Raw genomic sequence first — 24,694 nt, 5'->3', positions numbered from 1 at the left:
GCACGTGCCAGCGCGACGACCCGTCCATCTGCAACTCTGTCTATATCGACGAGAACCGTATAACCGAAATTAAGCCACGCATTCTGACTTTCGATCGGGACTATTATGCGACCGAGATGTTCTTCTATTCGGTCGAGCGTGGTGGCGATGACTGGATTCGTTTTTCCATCTTGGACGCTTCGGACGACTGACGGGATGCTGCGACGCACGATGCCCGCTGTTCGGCATGGTGACGCCCTGCCCTGCGACGCTCCCCGGCTAGAGTGGGATGATTTTAGCTTCGCTCATATCGCTTGAGCGAAGTGGTTTCGGCATTCTTAGGGCGTGACGGTTTCCTGGATTTGGCCGATGGCATCGCAGACGGTGTCGGCGTTTCGTGCGGAGAGCCGAAATTGTCGAGGATGACGATGTCGCTCGGCCGCAAGGACCCGCCAGCCGGGCGAGGCGCCCGCTCTTCAGCAAATTCAAGCCGCTGAAGGTAGGAGTGGAGTAGAAATGTTTGTTGCATTGGATACGAATACATTAATTTTCTCCGGTGGGTCAGTGAGGGCGGTGGTGTGTTCAGTGGATTTTTCGCTTCCCTTAGTCGCCCGTTAAGAAGTCGGATTGAGTTGGGGTGGACAGGCGAGGGTTCGCCGTAGCAGCCCCAGGAGCAGGGCCAAGAGTTCTCCGAGCCAGGAGAGGACGCGGCGGAAGATACTATGGGGTGACCGGCAAAGCCGTGAGAGTATTGAGGCTGGTCATGAGCAATGGAGCACCCCCATGCAAAATGCGAACGATCTCGGCAGGTCTTCCACGGTCCTGGAACAGAACAGTACGCTGATCGCGGTCATTGAGATGAGCCTCTCAAGCTGGCTCGTCGCTGGAATCGTCCCCGGATTGGATCGTCATCCGTTGAAGAAGCTTGGCGCCGACGAAGACGCGCTGCTCCGGTTGCTACATCACTGGCGCGAAGAGGCCGCAAACGTTGGGCACGCGATCACACGTATAGCAGTCGGCTTTGAGGCCGGTCGCGATGGTTTTTGGCTGGCGCGGTGGCTGCGGGCTCGTGGCGTCGAGGCCTTCGTTATCCACTCAACAAGCGTCGCCGTCCCCCGCGAGCACCGGCGGGCTAAAACCGATCGTCTCGACACCGAGCATTTGAAGCGCGCTCTTCTCGGTTAGCTACGCGGAGAGCCGGACCATTGCCAAATGGCGGCAATCCCAAGTCTCGATGAAGAGGACGCCCGACATCCGAACCGCGAGCGTGAGAACCTTGTCAGCCATCAGACCAGCATTATCAATCGAATGAAGGCATGTCTCGTTCGCCTGGGTATTCGCAATTTCAAGCCGACGCTGCGTCATGCGTCAAAGCAGCTCGAGACGCTGCGCACGCCGGCAGGAGTGCTTCTCCCACCCAACACTATCGCCGAGATGCGCCGGGACGGCCCGCCTTCGCCTCGTCAGAGAGCAGATCAGGGAGATCGAGGCGGCTCGATTACATCGTTTGCAGGTTTCCGAGAGCGGAGCGCACGCGATGGTCAAATTGCTGGCGCGGATCATTGGCGTTGGAATCGAAACAGCGGACATGCTCGTGCATGATCCTCTCCCGGCAATTGAGAGATCGCAGAGCGGTCGCGCGTTACGCGGGCCTCACGGGCGCTCCCGATGAGAGCGACAGGCGAAGACGGGAGAAGGGCCTTGCACGCGCTGGCAATGGTTCCATACTCGCGCGGCCGACGCGCGCGGCGGTACGCGCAAGACCATGATCGTGGCGCTCGCGCGTAAATTGCTCATTGCGTTCTGGCGCTTGACGACGACAGGCGAAATACCTGTAGGGATCAAGTTACGCCCGCCCGGTAGCATGAACGCGCGACGCGACACCTCAATTGGGGCTTGGCGAAGCAACCGCCGAGCCCTGATACTCCGAGGTGGCGGTGACCCGCGCCACAACTTGGTCCATATGACCTCGCGGAAGAATGGGCCCGCTGCCCGAGCTTCGCTTGAGATGCGCATTGCTGCATCATGGTCGAACACTGCGTTCGACCGCATACAAGTACGCGGCGCGATGGCCGCCGGATATTGCAGGCTCCCTCGGAATGTCTCTCAGTCGCGCCATGCCATGGAGTTCGCAATATCTGATTACCATCCGGGCTTGAAGAAGGCGATCGCCGAGGTCGAGGTCCGTGCCCTCCCGCCTGTCATGCTCAGGCCCACCAAGAGGATGGGCCACCCCTCTCCGCCGCTGTCGCTCGCCAGCGCTGCGCGTGGGGCAAGCGAGCGACGGCGGCTCCGAGGGGATGGCTTCGCCGGCCCCATGATCAATTTGCCGAACTTGATGCACACAACTGCCCCCCTCGGTGAAGGAGAAGACTTGCTAAGAGCTCTTGACAGGCGACACCCCATACAAGTTGTGGCCGACGGCTGAGAGGAGAGCGTTGGCAGCGTCTCCTGCGCGGCCTTTGAGAAGACGCCGCGCTTCTGGCCGGAGATGAAGACGCGACGCCGATTTTGCGCGTCGTGGCCGCGGTATCCCTTGTCGACATTGGCCCGCTCGATCGGACAGCCGGTGAGTGTCTCGGTGCGGTCAATGACGTCCCGCAAGGTATGACGGTCGTACGGATTATCGGGCATCGCCCTGGCGTGCAGCACGAACAGGCCCCCAGGAGCCCGGCGGTTGTTGGTGACGATGGAGGCCTTCACGCCGAACTCATAAGGTGCGCTGGCCTTGCCCTTGCCGTTGCACTCCACCTCCGGGGCATGAAAGGAATAGAGCTTCCCGCCACGCTGGCGCTGCTGCTGAGAGCGGATCTGCGAGGCCCGGCCGAGCGGAAGGGCGAACGCCTCCTCCAGTGCGGGCTGGCCCTCGATCTTGCGGCGAATGTCGCGAATGATTTAGCCCAGCCGGCTGCGCAGGACACGCAACTGCCGCTGATGCCGCCTGAACCGTTTGGCGGGGCGTAGCGGCCTGCCATCATCGCGGCGGCCTTGGCCACACGAGAATAGGATTGCCGCAGCCTGACGCCGTGCCTCCTCGTCAGGCGGTTGAGCCCCTTGATGGCCGCATGCAGCAGCTTTGCATCGGTCGGGAAGGTGATGGCCTTCGGCCGCATTGTGGTGTCGATCGTGACGCGCTTGAGGTCCTGGCTGCGTAACGCGCCGGCTTCGTGCGCCACCCGCAGGCTCTCGGCCAGCAAGAGCTCCAGCTTGTCGCCGAGCCGCTTGCGCCAGTGGCTGAGGTCCGAGCGCTCGTGCGGGAAGGCGTGTTGGAAGAACTCTTCGCCGGTGAAGAACTGGAAATACGGGTCATGGCCCCAGCGCTCGCATACCCCCTCATCGGAGAGCCCGTAAATGTGCTTGAGCAGCAAGTCCGATCATGAAACGGGTCTCGATCCCGGGCCGGCCCTTCTCGCTGCGGAGCGGAGCGATCTCGCCGTCGATCAGGTCCCATCGATCCTGCCGGCAAGCAGAACCAGCTCGTGCTTCATGTTGATGATCTGATCCAGCCTTGCCCGGAACAGGTCGTTCGATCCCGTCTTCTTGTGCTTCTTCGCTCGCATCGGCCCCTCCGATGAACTACAGGATCACGGTCTGCGGTGAAAGTGAAACAAACGAAATTGCAGGGTTTGGCGGCCGCAACCTCCCAATCCCTGCAATCTCAAACCCTCTCGAATCCGAAAAATAGACCCCGGCTCAATCGCTTAGAGCCTTGTTCGCGGCCGATGGGGCAAGCTTTCCATCAATTGGCGAGACCATTGCTGGATCGGAGCAGGGATACCTGAGAGGCAAGCAAATCACCATCGTTGATCACACACCGCCATTGCCAAGCTTGCGTTTGCACGAGCGGCGCCTGACGGCGCGGTGTTCGACAAGCTGGTGACGTAGCCGCGTACGCCTGGTGACACCGAAGTGGAAGATCGGCCCGATGTCGTAGCCTGCGTAGTTGCCGAACTCAGAGTTGCCTAGTGACGTACATTGCGGATCAGCACTTCCGCGGCTTTAACCCTGTCGCGGGATGTATAGCACTAATCTGCTCGCGGGCCATTGCTATACCTCACGGAAGTGCCGGCTCGCGATGACTAAGTATCCAGGGAGTCGCCATACCATTGGTTCCGAAAAAGTGCGGGTTCACGAGCCGCGCTTTCTGCCTAATAGCCGAGGTCCAGGTTCACCTCGCGCGTGAGCGGCTTCCCTGCCACAAACTCTACCAGATTCTCGGTGCCCCACTGGAGATATCGATTTAGCACGCCATCAACATTGTGCGCTTGGTCGATGGTGCCTACCACATTTGGGAGCTTCTGAATCTCCAAGCGGGGTACCGCACCACTTGGAAAGGTTGTGCCGAAGTCATATCTTGGCCAGGTATCTGCCGCGAAACCGCGCAAACGGCCCGACGTCAATGCCTCGTGGAGCGGTTTTTCCTGAACAAGCTTTCCACGCGCAATGTTGACTAAAAAGGCGGACGGCTTCATGGCGGCTAGCTCCGCCTTGCCGAAGAACTGGAACGTCTCGCCTGTGTTCGGAGTCGCCAGAACCACGTAGTCGCATTTCGAAAGGACGGCATGCAACTCGTCCATGCCATGCATGGAATCAACATTGGGGTCGTTCCGTTCCTTGTTGCGACGGACCCCAAGAACCTGCATGCCAAATGCTTTCGCACACTTGGCAACGTGACTCCCGATGCCGCCGACACCGATTACCCCCAGCGTATTGCCATGCAGCATCGTTCCTCTGTATTCGTCGGCAAACAAGGGAAAAAGCCGGTGGTTCTCTCTCGAAGCCTGGTTTTTCAGAATGGTCTTCTTCGCGAGGGAAAGCAGGAGCATCATTGCGTGTTCCGCAACGGCGATTGCATTGGCACCACGAGCGTTCGTCACCTTGAACCCGCGTTGCCTCGCCAGCGAAAGAACACCGTTGATCCTGAGGTCGTCAACGCCGGTGTGCAGCCACGAAAGAATCTTAAGCTTCTCTGCTTTTTCTACAATCCCCTCCGGAAGCGTCCAACCGATAAACGCATCCGCATCGCGGGCATGAGGCTCAAGATCAGTATAGGTGGTCTCGAAGCGGGAGAAGTATTCGCCCCTTGGGACAACGATCTCCGTGCCACGCGGCATCGCTTCTTTTATATAATTCCGTTCACTATCAGTCGCAAACCACAAGCAGACTACTTTCATCTTTTTGCTTTCCCCCTTACTTCCGTCTTCGATGGAAGAACGATGCTTTTCTTGGCCGAACACGAGTTCCGCTTGCCGCGTCTAAATGGGCACCGTTCATATTCGAAAGCTTATGCGCAGATATGCGAACACATCCCTGCCGATTTCATCTAAAGGGCGCTGAAATCCATATAAATTCGTAGCTTGGTGCAGGAATCCGTCGGGTCCCGTGCCACGTACCCGGGAGCTAGTCCAAATAGCGAATCGTGACGAGAACGAGCAGCGCATATAAGAAGTCGCTTCGAGGCGGCGCGTATTTGAAGGGCCTGCAGGACAATGCGGACGTTTGCCTGCTGGCTTAGGAACGCATCATAGTGACGAGAGAAATGGCTAGCGCATTGATTCTTGTCAGAAAGAGCCGAAGGACGGACACGCGGAAGATGCCAATCAGGATTGCAAAAGCCGACATTGAGAGTCGATGGGCACCGTCCAAGTTTCTCAAATGTTTTCATCCCGCTTGCTCTGCCAGCACCTCAGGGCGCAACGAAGCGAATGTCCGAACGCAGCCAATCCACGCGCACATTGTCTCCTGGCCGGAAAATCTGCTGCCGCAAGCCAACATGCTCGCGCGCAGGTTACCTTCAAGCGCGCCGAGTGGCTCGTCGAGCAGGAGGATCGGTGGATCGGTGGATCGGCGCGCGGGCGAGCGCGACGCGTTGCTGCTGACCGCCGATTGAGTTTGGTGAAAAAACCGCTCGATCGATTGGGATCTGGGTGTAGGGCGCCAAAAGATCAGATGGGCTTCCGTAGATGGGGTAACGGGCCCCCTTGGGGCCTTCCGACCAAGCCGCGCTAGCTACGGCGCTGTTTGATGCGCGCGTCGCGCGCCTTGGCTGGAAGGCAAGCGGTCGTCCCTCACATTGATGGTGTAGCGGAGTCGAGGCCTAAGCCTCGCTCCAAGCATCGAGGAGAGACGACCATGGACCACTATGCCGGAATCGACGTGTCATTGGAATGCGCCAGCGTGTGCGTTGTCGATGCGAACGGCAAGATCGTTCGGGAGGCCAAGGTGGCCAGCGAGCCGGAGGCGCTGATCGCCTGGTTCCGTTCGCTCGGGTTCGACCTCGCCAGGATCGGGCTGGAGGCAGGCCCGCTGTCACAGTGGCTTTACGCGGCAATGAAGAAGGCGGGCCTCGCGGTTGAGCTTCTGGAGACGCGCCACGTGAGCGAGGCCTTCAAATCGATGCCGGTGAAGTCGGACCGCAACGACGCCCGCAACATCGCGCAATTGATGCAGCTCGGCTGGTTCCGGCCAGTGCATTGCAAGTCGATGAGTGCGCAGGAGATCCGCGCAATGCTGACCGCACGCAAGCTGATTCAGGCCAAGCTTCAGGACATCGAGAACAGCTTGCGCGGGATCCTGCGTGGCTTCGGGTTGAAGGTCGGCAAGACCGCCAAACGCAGCTTCGCGACACGGATCAGAGAGCTGGTGACCGGCCATCCGGCCCTTGAGACGATTGCTGCAGCGACGCTTGCGGTTCACATGGTGCTGCTGCGCGAGTTCAACGGCCTTGAGAAGCGGGTGCGGGCAATGTCTCTCCTGGACGCCAAAGCCAGGCTGCTGATGTCGACGCCGGCCGTGGGACCGATCATCTCGCTGACCTATGCCAGTGCCATCGATGACCCCTCCCGATTTACCTCATCAAAGCGAGCGGGGCCGCTCTTCGGATTGACGCCGAAGAAGCATCAGTCAGGTGAGACCGACTACTCCGGCCGCATCAGCAAAAATGGCGACGCTTCCGTGCGCGAGGCGCTCTATGAGGCTGCCCACATCATCCTGACCAAGCCGATCAAGGGCTGTGCCCAGCTCAAGAGCTGGGCGATGCGGATCGCCAAGCGTGCCGGCATGAGCAAGGCCAAGGTGGCGCTGGCGCGCAAGCTCGCCGTGATCATGCTGCGCATGCTCAAGGACAACGCGCCCTTCAATGCGACCGCCATGGCAACCTAAAATAGGAGCGAACAGGTTCTCGGGCGGGTTCGACATCAGCCTTCCCGAAGCGAAGTCCCTTCGCCGGGACGATGGATCAGGTCAGGTCGTCATCCGGGTTGTTGACGCATCCAACGATGCGATCACGTTTCCGTAGATTGGCCGGCCTGTTCCTCTAGAACCCCGTCAGGCGACGGCCGCAGCGCCGATCCCGTACAGAAGCAAGTACCCGGCGAAAGGATGACGCAAAAAGGGATTGACTAACCAAGGCCCGTTACAGAAGCCCGGATGGTGTTGCAGGCTGACTTACCCTCATGATTGCCGAGATATCGAAGATGACCAATTCGCCCTTCGTCCGTCAATGGTCCAAGGCGTACAAATCCGTGGTCACGCTGCACCGCCATGAACGTCGCGGTCTTTCCAATGGCCGAAGACGCAGGTGTTTTCGGGCGTCGCCCGCTCAGCTCCTAGCTTGCGCCACATTGGCTTTAACTCACATCGCATCGATAGCGATCAGGCGCGAAGGATCGATCCTGCCGTGATGGACCTTCCAGCGCGCCCGCTTACGCGCGATATTCGTAGTTCGACCCAATCCTTTTAAAGCTCACGGCTCGCCACCAACATACGTCAACACCGGCCACTCGTCTGTCTTGCCCGACGTAGCCGGCCCTGCGTCCGCCTCCCAATAGCGCGCGCCCCGACAACGCATATCTTGGTGACCGCTGGTTCACGCCCTGATATTTTCTCGCAGTAACATTGTTAGAGAAGAGTCCGTCGTTCGAACGAGAGAGCTTCAAATTGAGTCCAGAAGGGCGAATAAGCAAGTTCCCCGGGGCGCGCCTCGCGCCGCAGCCATTTGGTGATCATCGATCTCTGTTTGCTGGAACGAGGCCTTGGCTGGCCAATCGCGTGAGCAGCGGCAGTCCCCGTCCGTTGCCGCGCGCATTGGCTAGCGCCTGTGCGCCCAGGGCCACATCTAAAACTCCGATACCTACCAAGGCGAGTAGGACTCGCCCAGGCCGAGTCGGCCTCCATCGATTCGCCATCAGCTCTCCGACGTTCGACAGACGATCGATTGCAATGACACCAGATTTGAGCTCTCCGGCCAGGTTGCCACGCCGCTGACTGCCGTCCGGGTCATCAACCAGGATATGCGCGGCTTCGTGAATGATCTGGAGATCGATCTCTCGGTGAGAACCGAGGGTGCAAATGATCGCATCAGGACTAAGCCATTGGTGCTCTACCAGAGTCATGTCGTTCGGGACGCTCGTGGCAGTTACCACGATCTCAGCGTCGCTGACGGCGGCCCGCACGTCAATTGTTCCCTGCACCTGGACGCGCTCATTGGCCACCGCCTGGATCGCGGTCGAGGCCCGATGCACAGCTGCGGCAGATCTCGCGGCCACGGCTATTCGCGCTACGCGCCCGGACTGCGCAAAGTACCGGGCGACTTCGGTGCCGACCGTTCCAGCACCGATTATTGCAACCTTCGGCAACACTTGTGTTTTGCTCACTTGCAGGCTGCATGCTACGGCCATGGCCGCAGTCCGAAGAGAGGTTAGCCGCGTTGCATCCAAGACACCGGCGAGCTGGCCAGTTCTTGCGTCGCATATCAAAATCGTCGCAGGTACACGGGGCAAGCCGCGATTCGCGCTTCGATCGGAAGTCATGAACCACTTCACACCCGCCGCGTTGGAGGCGAGAATGCACCCGGACACGGTACCTATATAGCGGTTGTCACCTCCTACTTGGACACCGAAGCCCGCCTTCGGACCCGGGATTGCCGTTCCTTCGTGGAGGGCGCGCAACGTGCTCTGCACGATTTCGTACACTTCGTCATCGGTCAGAGACTCGCGAACAGCATTTTCGTCAAGGTAAGTGGGGATCATTTTTTGCCACAGCTTCCTAAGATCAGAGAAAACGCTCGATGGAGAAAGGCGCCCATTCGTTCCTTACGTCATTGTCTGCGACGATCTGTGCCACGACACGGCCTGTGAAGGAGGCCGCCGATAGGCCAATGTGGCCATGACCCAGCGCGCAAATTATCCGGCGCTCACGTGGCAAGGGGCCAATGACAGGCAAGGAATCCGGCGTGCACGGACGATGACCCATCCACCTCGACGCGCCAGTGACATCGAGTCTGGGATACATCCGCCGCGCGGTATCCTCAAGCAACGCGTAACGAGCTTCTCTCGGCGGGGCCTTCAGACCGGCAATTTCGGCGGTTCCGGCAATACGAACTCCGCTGTCCATGGGCGTAGCGACCACCTTCATCTCAGCCCAAACAACGTTACGGCGAGGACGAACAAACTCACAGGGTGCATGGATGTGATAACCGCGATGGCTCTCGAGAGGAACCCGATAGCTCAACGACTTCAGCAGCTCATTTGACCAGATTCCTCCTGCGAGGACCACATGACGAGCGTGAAGCGTTTCGGAAAGGCCGTGCACGCGCACGAGGGTCCCTGCAGGCTCTAGCCGAGTGACGTTTCCCGCGACGAATCTTGCGCCTGACCGTACACTCGCTTCCACGAGCAACTCGACAAGCCGATGCGCGTTCGAGCAATGTCCGTTCCCGGGAAGATATACGCCGTTCGTGAATCGATCATCCAGCTCAGGCTCGTATTCCCTGATGTCGGAAATACCGAGCAAAAGCTTTTGTTCGAAGCCTAATGCTTCGCGGACCTTGATCGCAGCCTGCTCCTTGGCAAATCCAGATTCGGTGCTGAACACGTAGAGTTGCCCGACGCGATGAATCAAGGACTGCGCGCCCGCAAACTCCAACAGAGGCTCGTAGTCATCGAACAAGCGATGCATTAAACTGTACATGCCCTTGGCCGCGATACGCGAACGGCTAGGCAGACCCGCCCACATAAAACGCAGCAGCCAAGGTAAGGCTGTCAGTAGGTACTTCGGGTCAATTGCGAGCGGCCCATCCCGACGCATGAGCCAGCCGGGGATTTGGCTGTACATACTTGGGGTTGCAAGAGGAAGGCAAACAGTTGGACTTAACCCTCCAGCGTTACCAAATGAACACGACGTCCCCGGCGGAACCCGATCGAGAATGACAACCTTCTTTCCGGCCATTACTAAACGAGCCGCGCAAGCCGCACCGACGATGCCTGCACCGATCACGACGATGTCTTCTATCGTAGCCATGCTTTCCTGATACCAAGCTCGGCCAAAAACGCGTGCGATGGCCTGCCGCAGCCAATGCGCAGGGACGCGGCAGCCGCGCCTATGCGGCGTCTTACGAAGTCCTTAGCACGCTCACATCGAGGGCGACTGACAGACCTGTCGGACTCTTGGCGAAGGCGCGCGGACTCGATGTGCGCGCAATTCTTGACCCTGTGCAGTTAGAGTAGTCCATTAAACGGTCTACGTACTAGTCCACGAACGAAAAACTCGACCATCGAGGTGAAGTCGAACACCGGAATGCCCGTCGCGCGCTGAACCGCCGCAGCGTAAGGCGGGAACTCCGAGCACTCGAGAAGCAGTATTCCAATATCCTGGCGATCATTGAGCAAATCCTTTGCGGCATCGACAATCTCAGTCTCAACCGCGCTGACCTCGAGATCGCCGGTGGCGGTAAGAAAAGCAGCGGCGAACGAGGCAGCGTCCTCGAGCCCGCGGATGACCACACGCCGGGAATTGGGTGGCAACCCAGCTGATTCCAGTAGATTTGGTGTCATCAAGGACGAACTGGCTGTAATGATGCCGAGCGCCTGGTTGCGCGGGAGCGTGCGTTCGAGAAACGGTCCAAGCGATAGGCTGGATAGGAGCACGGGTATGTCGGTCGCGTCGCGAACCATCTCTTGGTAGCGTATCATGAACCCACAGTTCGAGGTGATCAGTTGGGAGCCTTCGGTGGCGAGTTCTAGGGCGGCCTGAATCACTGCAGGCGCCAAATCCCCGGCGATAACCCGCTCGAAACTGAGGCCAGACACTGTCTTGTACCTGACAGGAACACTCCACGTGCTGGCATTACCGACGCTGCCGGGGATGAACGGACGAACAAACGGGTCCCGGGGACGCTCCAGCTGCAAGATGCCAACGGGCGCACCGTAGAATGATGATTTGGGTTTCACTTGCGATGCGATACGAGTCATTAAAGCTCCAAAACCTCCGGAGTTTTTCCTCAAGCGCCGGCCCGCGAGCCGTCAGGCCGTCATACATCGCGGCACCACGGCGCATCGTGACAACCGCTGCGTGCGAGCGAGACATTTTTAATCTCAAATGTAGCCGCGGCTTGGCGCATCGGCAATCCTGGAAAGCGTCAGGGATTTCACGTGCGCACGACCCGCCGGACGTTGGGGTGCGCAGCACACGTCGTGGAGACACACTCGATTCACTAGGGCCTTCTTAGGCGCAACGCAGACTGCGACTTCGCCCCGACGACTTCCCACCAGTTCAGCCAACCTCGAACAGCCTTCGTGGCGCGCTAGTCAACACCTCGGCACCAGACTCGGTTACTCGGAATGTCTCGCTGATGACATAGCCGAAGTCTTCGTCGATCCAGTTGCCGAGCATCAGGTGAAAGGTCATGTTCGGCTTCAGCTCCGTCATATCGCCATCCTGCAGGCTCGCCGTCGGCTCCGTCCAATTAATGCCAATTGGGTAACCACAGCGCGACTCCTTGTTAAAGCCCATCTTCTTGCTCGTCCGATAGAACGCATTGGCGACGTCGCTGCACGTGGCACCCGGCCGGACTGTTTCGAGCGCGGCTTCAAGACCAGCAACCTCTGCCTCATGGAGACTGCGCAGACGATCGGACGGCGCTCCAATGGAGTAGGTGCGCATGAGCCCTACATAGTACCCATAACGGGAGCCGCCCAATTCGAGATTCACTTGGGAACCATCCCGAAAGGTATCTTCACTCCAGCGAATGTGGCATGTACCTGTCCGGGGCGAGGAGCATAAGTAGATCGGGGGTATGTTTGTTCCGGACTTACCGTTAGCCCCGCGCACGAGGGTCGCCACGATCTCGGCTACGGCGTCAGCCTCCCGCACACCAGGGCGAATGACTTCCGCGGCACGCAGGATGCCAGCATCCGCGATGGCAGCAGCCTCCCGCATGACGGATATTTCAAGATCGGATTTTATAAATCGAATCCAGGCTACAGCCTTGGTGCAATCGATGATCTTCGCTTTCGGCAGTCTCGCCTTGAACTTTTCCGTCGTCTGCGGCGGCAGGTAGCTTACTTCAACGCCTAAGCCGCGATTCGCCATGCCAGCTTCTTGGAGAAAGTCGATTACGGCATCAAAGCCATCAACGCCCTGCTTGCCAACGAGGCCTTCTCGAAAGCCAATCACGTTGGCGCGCTCCAGGAACGTCTGATGGATGGCCGCCGGCGCGTCGCTTTGGCGCACGATCAACGTGGGCTCCTCCTTGTCAATCGCGACCACCAGAGCTTGTGGAAGAATTCCCCACGACCCGGATACGGTGTAACCTGAAAGATAGGCCACGTTCGCTGCGTTGTTTACGACGAGCGCGTGAATGTCGAGCCGAGCCATTTCTGCCTTCACTGCCGCAACCCTGCGCAAGTATTCCGCGCGCGGGAATGCCTGCAGTCCTCGACCAATTGTCATTTTCTAGCTCCTTGGCTTGAAGGTATCTTGGGTTGGGATTCTAGAGTTCTAACAAAACGCGTCGCGGGTGAAAATGGATCTGCAGCCCCCCGAACCGTTGCGTGCGAAATGTTACTTTCGCTCGCAAGCACATTTTCGTCCATTTGGCCGCCTGTATCGAGGAAATTCTGCGCGCGAGCGCGATGCGGACGAGACGGTCGCCTTTTGTAGTTCAGTCATCCGACATCGGCCGATCTCCGAAATGCCCTGCGCCCTTGAATGTCTGGCATATGCGAGCTGGCAATGGTTTAGGGCGGCGCGCTAGGCCTAGTGCATAGGCATTCATGTTCAATATCAGTCGAGGAGTTCGCCTATCACTTGCTTCGTCGCCCAATAAGCTCGATCATAATTTCGTCTATCTCAGCTTCGGATTCGGCGAGCGGTGGGACCACAGATATCATCACGCGACGTCGCTCGTGCGATAGAGACGCGCGCACTACCTTGAGCCGCGGATCGCACTTGCCCGACAATCTCCATCTGAGCCCCACTTCTGGAAGTGCGACGCGACGAACCTTCGCGGTCAATTAGCTGCTGACTAATGATTTCAAGCACTGGCGATTGCTGCTGCAATCGCCTCACGTATTTAGTTTGAGCGTCAATTGGAAAGTCATGCGGGGCTGCATGATGGCAGGATCACCTTCTTGGCTCGACGGGCTGGGCGTGGCCCGATGCCCTGAGCTGAAGGACGCGGTTCAGCTCTAGGCTCGACTACACATCACGATGTTTTTGCCTGCCTAATCTTCAAGCAGCCAGAACCGTCTCGACAAGATTTAGTCGTCCGTTAACAAGCGGGGTTGAGAGCGACCGGGGTTGCGAAGGCGCGCCAAAGGACGATCAGGATGAAGCGCAAGAGCTTCCTGAGCCAGGCGAGGATGCGGCGGAAGGTACTATGGGGTGACCGGCAAAGCCGTGAGAGTATTGAGGCTGGTCATGAGCAATGGAGCACCCCCATGCATCGCCGACGAAGACGCGCTGCTCCGGTTGCTACATCACTGGCGCGAGGAGGCCGCAAACGTTGGGCACGCGATCACACGTATAGCAGTCGGCTTTGAGGCCGGTCGCGATGGTTTTTGGCTGGCGCGGTGGCTGCGGGCTCGTGGCGTCGAGGCCTTCGTTATCCACTCAACAAGCGTCGCCGTCCCCCGCGAGCACCGGCGGGCTAAAACCGATCGTCTCGACACCGAGCATTTGAAGCGCGCTCTTCTCGGTTAGCTACGCGGAGAGCCGGACCATTGCCAAATGGCGGCAATCCCAAGTCTCGATGAAGAGGACGCCCGACATCCGAACCGCGAGCGTGAGAACCTTGTCAGCCATCAGACCAGCATTATCAATCGAATGAAGGCATGTCTCGTTCGCCTGGGTATTCGCAATTTCAAGCCGACGCTGCGTCATGCGTCAAAGCAGCTCGAGACGCTGCGCACGCCGGCAGGAGTGCTTCTCCCACCCAACACTATCGCCGAGATGCGCCGGGACGGCCCGCCTTCGCCTCGTCAGAGAGCAGATCAGGGAGATCGAGGCGGCTCGATTACATCGTTTGCAGGTTTCCGAGAGCGGAGCGCACGCGATGGTCAAATTGCTGGCGCGGATCATTGGCGTTGGAATCGAAACAGCGGACATGCTCGTGCATGATCCTCTCCCGGCAATTGAGAGATCGCAGAGCGGTCGCGCGTTACGCGGGCCTCACGGGCGCTCCCGATGAGAGCGACAGGCGAAGACGGGAGAAGGGCCTTGCACGCGCTGGCAATGGTTCCATACTCGCGCGGCCGACGCGCGCGGCGGTACGCGCAAGACCATGATCGTGGCGCTCGCGCGTAAATTGCTCATTGCGTTCTGGCGCTTGACGACGACAGGCGAAATACCTGTAGGGATCAAGTTACGCCCGCCCGGTAGCATGAACGCGCGACGCGACACCTCAATTGGGGCTTGGCGAAGCAACCGCCGAGCCCTGATACTCCGAGGTGGCGGTGACCCGCGCCACAACTTGGTCCATATGACCTCGCGGAAGAATGGGCCCGCTGCCCGAGCTTCGCTTGAGATGCGCATTGCTGCATCATGGTCGAACACTGCGTTCGACCGCATACAAGTACGCGGCGCGATGGCCGCCGGATATTGCAGGCTCCCTCGGAATGTCTCTCAGTCGCGCCATGCCATGGAGTTCGCAATATCTGATTACCATCCGGGCTTGAAGAAGGCGATCGCCGAGGTCGAGGTCCGTGCCCTCCCGCCTGTCATGCTCAGGCCCACCAAGAGGATGGGCCACCCCTCTCCGCCGCTGTCGCTCGCCAGCGCTGCGCGTGGGGCAAGCGAGCGACGGCGGCTCCGAGGGGATGGCTTCGCCGGCCCCATGATCAATTTGCCGAACTTGATGCACACAACTGCCCCCCTCGGTGAAGGAGAAGACTTGCTAAGAGCTCTTGACAGGCGACACCCCATACAAGTTGTGGCCGACGGCTGAGAGGAGAGCGTTGGCAGCGTCTCCTGCGCGGCCTTTGAGAAGACGCCGCGCTTCTGGCCGGAGATGAAGACGCGACGCCGATTTTGCGCGTCGTGGCCGCGGTATCCCTTGTCGACATTGGCCCGCTCGATCGGACAGCCGGTGAGTGTCTCGGTGCGGTCAATGACGTCCCGCAAGGTATGACGGTCGTACGGATTATCGGGCATCGCCCTGGCGTGCAGCACGAACAGGCCCCCAGGAGCCCGGCGGTTGTTGGTGACGATGGAGGCCTTCACGCCGAACTCATAAGGTGCGCTGGCCTTGCCCTTGCCGTTGCACTCCACCTCCGGGGCATGAAAGGAATAGAGCTTCCCGCCACGCTGGCGCTGCTGCTGAGAGCGGATCTGCGAGGCCCGGCCGAGCGGAAGGGCGAACGCCTCCTCCAGTGCGGGCTGGCCCTCGATCTTGCGGCGAATGTCGCGAATGATTTAGCCCAGCCGGCTGCGCAGGACACGCAACTGCCGCTGATGCCGCCTGAACCGTTTGGCGGGGCGTAGCGGCCTGCCATCATCGCGGCGGCCTTGGCCACACGAGAATAGGATTGCCGCAGCCTGACGCCGTGCCTCCTCGTCAGGCGGTTGAGCCCCTTGATGGCCGCATGCAGCAGCTTTGCATCGGTCGGGAAGGTGATGGCCTTCGGCTGCATTGTGGTGTCGATCGTGACGCGCTTGAGGTCCTGGCTGCGTAACGCGCCGGCTTCGTGCGCCACCCGCAGGCTCTCGGCCAGCAAGAGCTCCAGCTTGTCGCCGAGCCGCTTGCGCCAGTGGCTCAGGTCCGAGCGTTCGTGCGTAAACGCGTGCTGGAAGAACTCTTCGCCGGTGAGGAACTGGAAATACGGGTCGTGGAGCCAGCGCTCGCACACCTTCTCATCGGACAGCCCGTAAATGTGCTTAAGCAACAGCAGCCCGATCATGAAGCGGGTCGCGATGCCCGGCCGACCGTTCTCGCTATAGAGCGGCGCGATCTCACTGTCGATCCAGTCCCAATCGACTTTGCCGGCGAGCTGAACCAGCTCGTGCTTCATATTGATGATCTGGGTCCAGCCTGGCCCGGAACAGATCGCCCGATCCCGTCGTCCTGTGCTTCTTCGGTCGCATCGCCACCTCCGATGCGACGACGGAATCATGACCGGCGATTCGACGGAATCCTGAAAATGAAATTGCAGGGTTCCGATGCTCGAAGCATCAAAACCCTCCAATCGAAAACAGTCCACAACGGCAAATGCGATTCTAGCTCAATCGCATAGCCGCTCTTCACGGACGACGTTTACCCAGTAACCGATGCCGTAAGGGAGAGCTTCGTCGTTAAAGTCACATGCGGGATGGTGCACGTCAGCAGTCGGCCCATTACCGACAAAAATGAAGGCTCCCGGCCGTGCCTCAAGCATGTAGGCGAAATCCTCCGCCCCCATTCGAACTCTCAGCTTGTCGTCAACCGCGTGAGGTTCCACGAGCTTATGTGCAGCCTCGGTCGCCAGAGTCGTCTCCGCCGCATGGTTAACGGTGACGGGCACGTACCGTTGGTAGTTGATTCGATCTCGGCACCAAACGCTCCAGCGATACCTTGCGCGGTCGCCATTATCTGCCGTTCGGCGAAATCGCGAAGACTAGGTACGAGGGTCCTCACGGTACCACTCTTTCAACGCGATCGGGTATGATGTTGTTGGCCTGAGCTCTAGTCAACTTGGTCACGGAGATCACCAACGAATCGATTGGGTCCGTGCCGCGCGTGACCAAAGTTTGTAGACCTCGGATGATCTGCGCTGCAATCACGACGGGATCGATGGTCCGATGCGGCGCCGCGGCATGGCCGCCCCTGCCCTTCACGACGATGTCGAAATCGTCCTGCGCGGCCGTGACCGGACCATGACAAATGCCGAACTTGCTCACCTCCATGCCCGGCACGTTATGCATACCAAAAAACCCGTGAGATGCCATACGTTCCATAATTCCTGCCTCGACCATCTTTTGACCGCCAAGTCTGTCACCCCCACCATCTTCCTCCGCGGCGTGGAAGATCAAGGCAACAGAACCTTTGAATTTGCGCGTGTTGGCAAGATATTTGGCGGCGCCAAGCAACATGGCTGTGTGCCCATCGTGACCGCACGCATGCATTTGACCAGGCGTTGTCGACGACCAAGGCTTGTTTGACGTTTCAAGGATTGGCGAAGCACCCATGTCCGCCCTCAATCCAATTGTTGGGCGTTCGCCGCCTTCGCCCTGGATTACTGCGACGATGCCGTCGTCGAGGCCGAGGCGCAACTGATCCGGCGCATCTTTCAGGAATACGTTGACGGTCGAACGCCTCGCGAAATCGCGCACGATCTCAACAACGAGAGCGGTATCACCTCCGCGAGGGCGGGCATGGAATGCTTCAACAATTAATGGCAATCTCGAGAGGCGTGCCGGCATTCTGCAGAACGAGCTTTATGCAGGGCGCCTCGACTGGAACAAAGTCGGGATGGTGAAAGATCCCGACTCGGGAAAGCGCCTGTCACGACCAAATCCAAACAGTGAATGGCAGGTTGCTGGGGTACCGCATCTTGCAATTGTCAATCCAGGCTATTCACAGCTGCTCAGCAACGCAAAGAAGAGAGCAGTCACACCCACCCCAGCCATCAACGTCGGCCTCCTCGAATGCTGTCTGGTCTGCTCCGTAGCGGCTCATGCGCCTCGGGCATGGCAACCAATGGGCGAGACAAATCAGGGCGCGTTCGTATTCGCTACTCGGCTGCAACGGAGAGCGGCACATGTCCTGACGCGAAGACTTTCTATTTAGATACGGTCGAAAGTGCAGTCAGCGGGCTAAAGGCCGAATTGCGCGCGCCGAAGGTCACTTCGGAGTACGTACGCACGTTTCTAGAGGAGCGAAAGCGCCTCGCAGCTACATCGCAGGCGAAACGCGCAACGTCTTGAGCAGCAGGTTGGTCAATTAAACCGGGAAATCGAACGACTGGTGGATGCGATTGCAAAGGACATGGCGATCCATCCGTTCTCGGACCGCTATCGACTGCTTTAGATGCCGAACGAATGCGGATATCTGAGGAGTTGCTGGGCGAGCCGCCCACCTCAAAGGAAGTCGCCCTGCATCCGGCCATCCTGAAACGATACGAGGAACAACTCGGTCGGCTTGAAGAAGCGTTCGCGAAAGGACCAGTGCGGGCGACGGAGAGGCCGCAGAAGCCATCAGAGACTTGGTCGAGACGGTCACTGTGTTCCGCGATCGGGGGCGCCCAGGTGGTGTAGCCGTTGAGATAGCAAGCCGGCTTAACGCCCTGCTCGGGGAAAAGGCCTATCCAAACCAAGTCAAAGGAGTGTGGGCCTTTCCCCACACCGACCGAACCGACGATACCTTATCCAATCTTTCGCTTGAAACGATCCGGGCACCTTTGAGCAAGCCCGTCTTCCCCAACTTACACATGTTGGCGGGGAGCGATACCTCAGCATGCGGACTTCCGCCGCTGACTAGGAGGCCTATGATTTCGCAGGAAAGTCTGGGGCGAGCGTTTCGGACGCGTACGCGTTTGATGTCCGCTTGCAGCGCTTCTGCGACGTGTAGGTAAGGTCGAACGTCCAGTTTTGCCAAGAGCAGCCTACATGATATCCCGGCCAAATGCTAAGCGCCCTTGAAGGGGAACCGTAAACTCTTTGGCCTTCGTTCATCAGTGCCACGGTACTCTTCCTGACGTGCTAATGTCGCCCATACAGCTGGGCCTGACCTCAGGTTACTTGAGTGGCGAGTGAAGCTCCGATCCCGAGCCCATCAGTGCCAGCCCGATAAGCGGGGCCAATCCGCCTCCGAGTACAATGCCCAATTGCTTCCCCAACGAACTGTCGCTCACGCAGACGCTGGTCGGAAGACTCTGCTATAAACGCTGCCTCCGGAGCGAACATCCGAGCGTTGAATCAGGCCGAGGGAGACGATAAAGCCGCCCATGATGGCCAACGCGTCCCATGTCAGCAGGATCTGGAAAAAGATCGGATACCACACCGCCGCCATCACGACGCCGAGAATGATGAACGGCCAACGCCCAAACCTGTCGCTGAATCCCGCGATCAGCGGAATGGCGCACATTTCGATGATGTTAGCGACCGTGGTGCCGGATGCGATGGACGACTGTGCCATACCCAGCGTCTTGACGGCGTAACCAAGCACGAAACGGTGCTCATGTAGTTGAACGAGCTGTGCACATGTTGACCAGACAGGCCTGTAGGACCGGAATCTTCCACGAACTGAGAGCAGCGGTCAGAGGGGGTTCGTTGGTCTTCCGCTTTGGCTCGGGCGGCGAGAAACAGGCCGGATTCGTCGACCTGAGCGCAGAGATAGGTACCGACCAGGACGAGAAGCAAGCTCAAGACGAATGAAACCCGCCAAACCCAGTTCGCAAATTCATCGCGGGAGTAGATGACCGCCGAGAAGCGCGATCAGTCCCGAGGCGGCAATGACGCGTTGATTTCATAACACGAAGAACGAACCCTCGCCGAGTCGAGGGAGCATTTTCCAGTGTGAGCGACACCGCATTCATGTATTCGCCGCCCAAGACACTCCCAAAATAACCAATTATCCACAAACGAGACTGACAACGGTCCTCCGAAGAGGGCCGCTTTCGCGCCAGCAGCTCAGAAGCTTCCTATGTCAATACTTTCGTACCTTGGCCGCGCGGTGCCGCGTAAGCCAACGCCGCAATGATGATGGAAATGGCGGCGAAATACGTAAGCTCGGCGGTCCTCCATCAGGCGAAACGCTGAACAGCCTTTCAATGAAATCCATTATGTCCTCCTTAAAACTCTCGCTCCTTACACATTCAGGGTCCATGTACCACGATTGCGCGTTCCGCAAGTCAGCTTGCGGTCCTTGGCGTGATAGAGAAGGTCAGCCGCCATCGCATTGGGCAGGCCGCCGGAAACATTAGTTCAGCTCGCGCCGCTATCGCGGGTCTCGTAAACACCGCGGTCGGCCGGGACCCACGCTCGATTGGCATTGGCTGGATCGATCGCAACTGCGTTCATAGGGAGGCGGGCAGCCCGTTGCGACACGCGGCCCATGACCCGCCGCCATGGTCAGAGCGATAGATCATCGCGGCGTCCGCCTGCATTTGCTGGATCGTCACCCAAATTCCCTTGATATTCGTCGGGTCGAGCCTAAGGCTACTGATGTTGCACGGCGTCGGCGAGCTCAATACAGTCACTTTCCAACCCGTAGCGATCCAGTCGAGATGCGCACCGGCCGTAATAGGTACCGACGAACAGCGTATCCGGATTTATGAGATGCATCGCAGTCGCCTAGTCCTCGGACGGAAATCCGAGGAGCACCTGTTCCCAGTGTGCCGCTTTGTCTCTCGAGAGGAACGCCGCCATCGCACCGACCGCGACGGTCGAACCAGAGACTTCGACCGGTAAGATTGCGCTTTGGCACGCGAGGTCTTGGTACGACCGGGTCCCCCCCTTGTCGGTCGAACTCAAAACCCAGCACGCCCGTCTGCTGATCGCAGTAGAACGAGCGATATACCTCATTAGGATCGTCTAGGTTCACGCCGCACTCGCCGCCATCCACTTCGGCGATCTGGTCCCACACAGGTGATCCTGTAAAACGCACCGTCCCGTTGTCCTGGGTCCCCGCCATGAGCCATTGCGACGTATTCGGATCTGCCGCGATGTACTCGGCTATTGACCGGCGCCACGGTCAGGCGACCGGTACAGACCGCCGCCGCTCCCGGCGTAGATGACATTCGGATCGTCCGGCGAAAACGCGAGACGGTGCTGATCAGGATGGATGCTGATGGCGCCTTGCGTGCTGAGTCGGCAAAGCGCCAGCTCGAACCGCGCAGCGTTCCCCGGTAGAGATCAAGAGCGCCGAGGCATATTTGCGCCGGATTGTCGGGAGCCGCGGCAATATGCCAATCGTACTGCGCCTGGCCGGTCTAGGGAGTCTTGCGGTCAACGGCCGGCAGCGATGTAATCCGCGTCCATTTAGCCGTCCAGATCGCTGCAGCCAACGTCACGTGTGGATCTGCGCGGTCAAATTCGGAAACCTCAGAATTTGTAGAAGCGACACCTAATCTGCGGAAACCGCGCAACTTTATGCCTAAACAGCCCCGTAATCAATCACGTGCGCACGAATAGCGTGACCAACGGATCGGGCCCCACCTGTCGCGACGCGTGCCCATGTATCGACTTGTCGAAAACCGCACCATCAGGAAGCGCGTTCATCGCATAAAGGGCGTCGCCAGTCTTGAAAAGACGAGAACTTCCATCCTGAAGGGTGATTTCCAGTTGCCCTTGGAGAACAACAACCCAGATCGGGTTAGGTGAACAATGAAAGTCGTAGTTAAAGCCGACAGGACTTTGACGCAGCTTATAACCATTGCATGGCATAAGCGGCGATAGCTGCAGGTCCGACGTTCCTTCGGCGAGATCTATGGCTTCTTCGCGAAAGCGCGAGCGGCCATCGGTGTCGGTAAATAGAATTACCTTTGTGAATACACTCATGACTTTCCTCGCGACGCTTCATTCGTTGATTTGACGCTGCTGGGGAAACGTCCGTTGTTTCCATGCAACGAGCGCATGCGGCTCCCCAGCAGTCGATTGGTGGTCTTGATGTTCGACCTAGTACCCAAGATCCAGATTAACTTCGCGCGTGAGGGGCCTTCCGCTGGCGAACTCCACCAAGGTCTGTGTGCCCCACTCAATATATCGCTCCAGAACGTCATCGGCATTTGCAGCTTGGTCGAAAGAGCCGATGACATTCGGAAGCTTCTGGATTTCTAAACGCGAATAGCCAATCGGGAAAGCTCTCCCATATTCATAACGACCCCACACATCTGCGGCGAAGCCTCGTAGACGACCGGTCGTGAGGGCCTCATAGAGAGGCTTCTCTTGAATCAAATTCCCCCGCGAAACGTTCACGAGAAAGGCAGACGGCTTCATGGCTGCTAATTCAGCCTTGCCGAAGGCCTGGTTGGTCTCGTGTGTATTAGGAGCAGCTAGAACGACGTAGTCACATTTCCTAAGCACCGAATGCAGTTCGTCCATGCCATGCATCGAGTCTACGTACTCCACCGACCTGCTTTTATCGCGGCGTACTCCAAGGACGCGCATGTCAAATCCCTTGGCGTGTTTTGCGACGCGGCTGCCGATGTTTCCAACGCCGATCACCCCGATCGTGCGGCCGTGCAGCATGGCTGATCGATACTCATCTGCATATAAAGGAAAGAATTTGTGGAGCTCGCGCGCTGCTTCATGCTTGAGCAAGGTCTTTTTCGCAAGGGCCAGCACGAACATCATAGCCTGCTCCGCCACCGCGACGGCATTTGCGCCACGATTATTAGCCAGCTTCACGCCGCGCTGCTTGAACAACGAAATCGCACCAATCTGCCGGAGGTCGTCCACGCCGGAATGAAGCCAGCAAAACAGCTTGAGTTTTTCTGCAATTTCCAGCACCCCTTCTGGAACACTCAAGGCGATGATCGCATCGGCATCGATCACGAGCTGCTCTACATCCGAATAGGCGCAATCAAAACGGGAAAGATACTCGCCGCGCGGTGCTACAACCTCTGTACCCGGCGGCAGCGCCCCTTTGATGTAATTGATCTCATCTTCTGTCGCATACCACAGGCAGAGCACCTTCATTGCGCCATTTCTCCCGAACAAGGTTTCCTAAGTGTCTGAAGGCTTTGAAAGGAGTGAGCCGATTCAGTCGTCCCTCATTGGCTTCACTCTAGGCGTTGTTGAGTGACTATTGCGGCGCGTTACGGCGCAAATAGAATGAATTCCTGCGAGAGGAGTCGTGTCTTCGCGGGAAACCTGTGTTCCACTATAAAGTGTCCCCGCGGCAGCATCGTTCGCGTGATATTCTCCTCGACCGCTTCTTGCATGTCGGACAATGATCCGGGGCGTCGAGACTGAGCAAGAAATATTGCTTTAGTCGCCCGTGAAGAATTCCGATCGGCCTGAGAGATAGACAGAAGTTGTCTCGATAAAGTATTCGATTTTGCAGGAAAGCTGGGTGTTGGGCCGCGCTTTCTTGCGTTTTGGGATTTTGCTTTCGAGCGATTCGTGATTCCCTTGCGGCGGGTCATCGGCATTGGGAACGGCGATGAGCAAACCGCGGGACGATCGCCAGAAGGACCTGTTGCTTCCGGCGCTTGATCAAATCATCGACATGGGCCACCCGCTGGTGCAGTTGGCGGCGCTGATCGACTGGAAGTTTCTGGATGACCGTTTTGGTTCGGTGTGCCAGATCGGTCCGGGGCAGCCTGGCCTGCCGACGCGGCTTGTCGCCGGCCTGTTGATCCTGAAGCACACGCACAATCTGTCAGATGAGGTGCTGTGCGCCCGCTGGATCGAGAATCCCTACTACCAATACTTCTGTGGCGAGTTGAGCTTCTGCCACCGTTTGCCGTTCGATCGATCGTCGATGACGCGTTGGCGCCAGCGGCTGGGCGAGGAGCAGCTCGTCGCGCTGATCCAGGAAAGTCTGTCGGTGGCGCACAAGACTGGCGCCATTGGTCCAAACGACCTGGAGCGGGTGGCGGTCGATACCACGGTCCAGCCCAAGGCCGTTGCGCATCCGACCGACGCGCGGCTGATGCATCGGGCCATCATCAAGCTCGTCGGGCTCGCCAAGCGCAACCGTGTGCCGCTGCGCCAGAGCTATCTGCGCCTGGCCAAGCGCGCCGCCATCATGGTCGGCCGCTATACCCACGCCCACCAGTTCAAACGCGCCCGGCGCCAGCTCAAGTTCCTACGGACACGGCTTGGCCGGATCATCCGCGACATTCGCCGCAAGATTGATGGCGATGCGGTGCTGGAAGCTCGCTTCGGCCCGCTGCTCGGTTTAGCGCAGCAGGTGCGCAGCCAGGATCAGCATCAGCGCGGCCCCAAGGTCTATGCATTACATGCGCCGGAGGTCGAGTGCATCGGCAAGGGGAAAGCCCGCGCGCCTTACGAGTTCGGCTGCAAGGTCAGTATCGCCACCCCCGTAACGTCTCCGCAGGGCGGACAGTTCGTGCTCCATACCACGGCCCTGCACGGCAATCCCTTCGACGGCCACACGCTTGGCCCCGTGATCGCCGACATGGAGAAGCTCACCGGCGTGGAGGCTCGCCGCATCCACGTCGACAAAGGGTATCGCGGTCACAACCACCCGCATCGGTTCAGGGTCTGGATCTCTGGTCAGGTTCGCCGCGTCACCGCTTCCATCCGGCGCGAGATGAAGCGTCGCGCGGCTGTCGAGCCCGTCATCGGCCATGTCAAGGCCGAGCACCGCATGGATCGCAACTATCTCAAGGGCCGCCTCGGCGACCGCATCAACGCCGTCCTCGCCGCTGCCGGCTACAACTTCGGCCTGCTCCTGCGATGGATCGCAGAGCTTTTGCGCGTCATCATCCGGGCGTTGGCTCAAACCGTCCTGGCACAAAAGAGCGCTTAAATCAGCGATCGTCCGCGTTCTTCA

General features: G+C 58.8%; 14 protein-coding genes and 3 pseudogenes. 4 read left to right on the top strand and 13 right to left on the bottom strand.

The features are described from left to right. Positions 1–762 precede the first annotated feature (762 nt). A complete protein-coding gene (locus KUF59_RS07160) occupies positions 763–1,164 on the top strand; it encodes a hypothetical protein (protein ID WP_258768985.1) in 402 nt (133 codons plus the stop codon). Positions 1,165–2,389: 1,225 nt separating this feature from the next. Here KUF59_RS07160 and KUF59_RS07155 read toward each other — a convergent pair. The 3 genes and pseudogenes from KUF59_RS07155 to KUF59_RS44285 form a co-directional block, all read right to left on the bottom strand. After that, positions 2,390–3,539: pseudogene (locus KUF59_RS07155) on the bottom strand (IS5 family transposase); the annotation flags it as partial. Between the two features lie 588 nt (positions 3,540–4,127). After that, a complete protein-coding gene (locus KUF59_RS07150; protein WP_258769024.1) occupies positions 4,128–5,216 on the bottom strand; it encodes an NAD(P)-dependent oxidoreductase in 1,089 nt (362 codons plus the stop codon). A gap of 535 nt (positions 5,217–5,751) precedes the next feature. Beyond that, positions 5,752–5,863: pseudogene (locus tag KUF59_RS44285) on the bottom strand (ATP-binding cassette domain-containing protein); the annotation flags it as partial. 248 nt (positions 5,864–6,111) lie between these two features. Between KUF59_RS44285 and KUF59_RS07140 the strand changes: the two are divergent. Beyond that, the gene (locus KUF59_RS07140; protein WP_258769022.1) at positions 6,112–7,140 is read left to right on the top strand and encodes an IS110 family RNA-guided transposase; all 1,029 of its coding nucleotides are present in this window, start codon (positions 6,112–6,114) and stop codon (positions 7,138–7,140) included. Between the two features lie 842 nt (positions 7,141–7,982). Here the strand turns inward: KUF59_RS07140 and KUF59_RS07135 are convergent. From KUF59_RS07135 to KUF59_RS44000, 7 genes and pseudogenes are all read right to left on the bottom strand, one after another. Further along, the gene (locus KUF59_RS07135; RefSeq protein ID WP_258769020.1) at positions 7,983–9,008 is read right to left on the bottom strand and encodes a saccharopine dehydrogenase NADP-binding domain-containing protein; all 1,026 of its coding nucleotides are present in this window, start codon (positions 9,006–9,008) and stop codon (positions 7,983–7,985) included. 22 nt (positions 9,009–9,030) lie between these two features. After that, positions 9,031–10,278, bottom strand: coding sequence for an NAD(P)/FAD-dependent oxidoreductase (locus KUF59_RS07130; RefSeq protein ID WP_258769019.1), 1,248 nt, complete (start codon positions 10,276–10,278; stop codon positions 9,031–9,033). A gap of 197 nt (positions 10,279–10,475) precedes the next feature. After that, positions 10,476–11,228 (bottom strand): aspartate/glutamate racemase family protein, encoded by a 753-nt coding sequence (locus tag KUF59_RS07125; protein WP_258769017.1) that lies wholly within the window; start codon positions 11,226–11,228, stop codon positions 10,476–10,478. A gap of 301 nt (positions 11,229–11,529) precedes the next feature. After that, entirely contained in the window at positions 11,530–12,708 is a 1,179-nt protein-coding gene (locus KUF59_RS07120) for a M24 family metallopeptidase (protein ID WP_258769016.1), read from the bottom strand. A 2,476-nt stretch (positions 12,709–15,184) separates the two neighbouring features. Continuing rightward, a pseudogene (locus KUF59_RS07115) lies at positions 15,185–16,338 on the bottom strand (IS5 family transposase); the annotation flags it as partial. A gap of 137 nt (positions 16,339–16,475) precedes the next feature. Then, positions 16,476–16,754 carry a M20/M25/M40 family metallo-hydrolase gene (locus tag KUF59_RS44005; protein ID WP_309500941.1) on the bottom strand — a complete coding sequence of 93 codons (279 nt, stop codon included), beginning with the start codon at positions 16,752–16,754 and terminating at the stop codon, positions 16,476–16,478. A 109-nt stretch (positions 16,755–16,863) separates the two neighbouring features. Then, the gene (locus KUF59_RS44000; protein ID WP_475647870.1) at positions 16,864–17,652 is read right to left on the bottom strand and encodes an amidohydrolase; all 789 of its coding nucleotides are present in this window, start codon (positions 17,650–17,652) and stop codon (positions 16,864–16,866) included. Between KUF59_RS44000 and KUF59_RS07100 the strand changes: the two genes are divergently transcribed. Next, positions 17,564–18,019, top strand: coding sequence for a recombinase family protein (locus KUF59_RS07100; protein WP_475647879.1), 456 nt, complete (start codon positions 17,564–17,566; stop codon positions 18,017–18,019). The two genes, KUF59_RS44000 and KUF59_RS07100, sit on opposite strands and share 89 nt — an antisense overlap. A gap of 1,059 nt (positions 18,020–19,078) precedes the next feature. Here KUF59_RS07100 and KUF59_RS07095 read toward each other — a convergent pair. From KUF59_RS07095 to KUF59_RS07085, 3 genes are all read right to left on the bottom strand, one after another. After that, positions 19,079–19,396 (bottom strand): MFS transporter, encoded by a 318-nt coding sequence (locus tag KUF59_RS07095; protein WP_258769014.1) that lies wholly within the window; start codon positions 19,394–19,396, stop codon positions 19,079–19,081. Between the two features lie 1,949 nt (positions 19,397–21,345). Further along, a complete protein-coding gene (locus KUF59_RS07090) occupies positions 21,346–21,729 on the bottom strand; it encodes a cupin domain-containing protein (protein ID WP_258769013.1) in 384 nt (127 codons plus the stop codon). 117 nt (positions 21,730–21,846) lie between these two features. Beyond that, the gene (locus KUF59_RS07085) at positions 21,847–22,869 is read right to left on the bottom strand and encodes an NAD(P)-dependent oxidoreductase (protein WP_258769012.1); all 1,023 of its coding nucleotides are present in this window, start codon (positions 22,867–22,869) and stop codon (positions 21,847–21,849) included. Positions 22,870–23,335: 466 nt separating this feature from the next. Between KUF59_RS07085 and KUF59_RS07080 the strand changes: the two genes are divergently transcribed. After that, on the top strand, positions 23,336–24,670 hold the full coding sequence (locus KUF59_RS07080) for an IS5 family transposase (protein WP_258769971.1): 1,335 nt from the start codon (positions 23,336–23,338) through the stop codon (positions 24,668–24,670). Positions 24,671–24,694: the final 24 nt, after the last annotated feature.

The organism is Bradyrhizobium arachidis (assembly GCF_024758505.1).
Classification (GTDB): Bacteria; Pseudomonadota; Alphaproteobacteria; order Rhizobiales; family Xanthobacteraceae; genus Bradyrhizobium; species Bradyrhizobium manausense_C.
Note: the sequence above shows the minus strand (reverse complement) of the source record. Positions and strands in the feature narration are given on the sequence as shown.

Bases quoted from the DNA above. Each gene is read 5' to 3' on its own strand.
- KUF59_RS07140 (WP_258769022.1), top strand. From the start codon at position 6,112: ATGGACCACTATGCCGGAATCGACGTGTCATTGGAATGCGCCAGCGTG.
- KUF59_RS07160 (WP_258768985.1), top strand. From the start codon at position 763: ATGCAAAATGCGAACGATCTCGGCAGGTCTTCCACGGTCCTGGAACAG.
- KUF59_RS07120 (WP_258769016.1), bottom strand. From the start codon at position 12,708: ATGACAATTGGTCGAGGACTGCAGGCATTCCCGCGCGCGGAATACTTG.
- KUF59_RS07130 (WP_258769019.1), bottom strand. From the start codon at position 10,278: ATGGCTACGATAGAAGACATCGTCGTGATCGGTGCAGGCATCGTCGGT.
- KUF59_RS07090 (WP_258769013.1), bottom strand. From the start codon at position 21,729: ATGAGTGTATTCACAAAGGTAATTCTATTTACCGACACCGATGGCCGC.
- KUF59_RS07135 (WP_258769020.1), bottom strand. From the start codon at position 9,008: ATGATCCCCACTTACCTTGACGAAAATGCTGTTCGCGAGTCTCTGACC.
- KUF59_RS07085 (WP_258769012.1), bottom strand. From the start codon at position 22,869: ATGAAGGTGCTCTGCCTGTGGTATGCGACAGAAGATGAGATCAATTAC.
- KUF59_RS07080 (WP_258769971.1), top strand. From the start codon at position 23,336: ATGAGCAAACCGCGGGACGATCGCCAGAAGGACCTGTTGCTTCCGGCG.
- KUF59_RS07125 (WP_258769017.1), bottom strand. From the start codon at position 11,228: ATGACTCGTATCGCATCGCAAGTGAAACCCAAATCATCATTCTACGGT.
- KUF59_RS44000 (WP_475647870.1), bottom strand. From the start codon at position 17,652: ATGCCGGCACGCCTCTCGAGATTGCCATTAATTGTTGAAGCATTCCAT.